This window comes from Microbulbifer epialgicus (assembly GCF_041447265.1).
GTDB classification, from domain to species: domain Bacteria; phylum Pseudomonadota; class Gammaproteobacteria; order Pseudomonadales; family Cellvibrionaceae; genus Microbulbifer; species Microbulbifer epialgicus.
The window spans coordinates 1-777 of sequence record NZ_JBGMEK010000259.1; the positions used below are offsets into that span (position 1 = coordinate 1).

Annotated in this window: 2 protein-coding genes; both read left to right on the forward strand. The window is 38.5% G+C overall.

All coding sequences use genetic code 11. The features are described 5' to 3' along the window. Window positions 1-126: 126 nt before the first annotated feature. Window positions 127-480: a hypothetical protein gene (locus ACCI49_RS24870; RefSeq protein WP_371841949.1), complete on the forward strand. Its 354-nt coding sequence runs from the start codon at window positions 127-129 to the stop codon at window positions 478-480. A gap of 201 nt (window positions 481-681) precedes the next feature. Next, on the forward strand, window positions 682-777 hold a 96-nt coding region (locus ACCI49_RS25190; protein WP_503629704.1), incomplete at its 3' end, for a transposase DNA-binding-containing protein.

Consider the following 777-nt stretch of genomic DNA (forward strand, 5'->3'; position numbering starts at 1 on the left):
ATACGATGAACCTGACACTGCAGGAGAGGGGCTGTTTAGTTCGGCCTAAATCCAGTGCCAGGCTGTTTTTTTTACCGCCTGCAGCGCAGGTTATCTAAGCGTTATGCGCAAAAGCAGATTTAGAGCATGATCAAACTCCTCAAAGTGACATTACTGATTCTTTTGGTATTGGGTATTTCCTCATGCATGAAGGATGTCGGAAAGAATTTTCGAGTTAAGGTTTCTAAAGTCACTGAGAAACCAATCGATGAAGTTTTATTTATAGTAGGTGATGTAAATACCAGCTTTAGCAATTTCAATGAGTATAGTGAAAGGAGTATCTATGTACCCGTGCCTGAAGAGTCTGGCAAATTCGATGTCATAGTAGCCTTTTCTGACGGCAAGAAAATAAACTTAAGCGATAGAGAATACCGCTCTGGTTTAGGTGTATACATATCGGTAAGTGAGAATGCTATAAATTATACTAAAGCGCACTGGTAAAGAGCGCATAACAAAGTGATGAAGTCGGACCTATTTTTCGTAGCTTCAATTTTGTGCTTAAATAGCACAAAATCAAACCAACAAAAAATAAGCCGCTTATCACGGCGCTAAGTTTTATACACAAGTTTTTCCAGTTTTATTATAAAAATCAATGAGTTACAGTTTTGGCATAGTAAGAGCTACAGATTTGGATGGGTAATTATGCAGGACTGGGTCATGGACGAAGTGAAAAACCAAGTTATGGGCGATGTACGATTGAATAAGCGATTGTCCAATATTCTTAGGAATTTAAGTTCC